Here is a 751-nt window from a genome sequence, read left to right as displayed (position 1 = left end):
TCAATCCTGTCAGCGTATGTCACATGATCGATTTCGAGCTCCCGGCGGAGATTCAGCAACTGCGTGCCCGGGTCGCCACTTTCATCGACGAGGTAGTGCTGCCGGCGGAGCCACAGATCGGCACGCGTCCCTTCTTCGACATCGTCAAGGAGGTCCAGGACAGGGCCCACGCGGAAGGGTTGTGGTGCCCCTTCGTACCGGTGCAGTACGGCGGAATGGGGTTGGGGCACTTGGCCAATGCCGTCGTGCAAGTCGAAGTGGGCCGCGCGTTCAGCCATCTGGGTGCGTGGGCGTTGAACTGCATGGGCCCACAGGACGCGACCATGCTGACCCTCATCGAGCACGGGACCGAGGAGCAGAAGCAGCGCTACCTGGTCCCGCTGGTCAACGGCGATATCCGGGTCTGCTTTGCCATGACCGAAAGAGCCGCCGGCGCCGATGCCACCGGCATGCAGACCAGCGCGGTGCGCGAGGGCGATAATTGGATCCTCAACGGCGAGAAGTGGTACACCTCAGGGGCGTCCATTTCTCAGCTGGCACTGGTGATGGCCAAGACCGATCCCGACGCGCCGCGCCATCGCCAGTACACGACGTTTCTCGTCGAGTTGCCCAATCCTGGCTTCGAGATCATCCGCAACATTCCGGTTATGGGAGAGACCGACGTGCCGGCCTTCCACGGTGAGGTGACCATGGGTCACGCGGAAGTCCGCATCCGCGACCTAGTGGTCCCCGACGAGAACATTCTCGGCGG

At 63.1% G+C, this 751-nt stretch carries 1 protein-coding gene; it reads left to right on the top strand.

Going from position 1 to position 751, the window contains the following annotated elements:
- Window positions 1-23: 23 nt before the first annotated feature.
- On the top strand, window positions 24-751 hold a 728-nt coding region (locus A9X04_RS16770), incomplete at its 3' end, for an acyl-CoA dehydrogenase family protein (protein WP_197509194.1).

This window comes from Mycobacterium sp. E3247 (assembly GCF_001667785.1).
Lineage (GTDB): Bacteria > Actinomycetota > Actinomycetes > Mycobacteriales > Mycobacteriaceae > Mycobacterium.
Note: the sequence above shows the minus strand (reverse complement) of the source record. Positions and strands in the feature narration are given on the sequence as shown.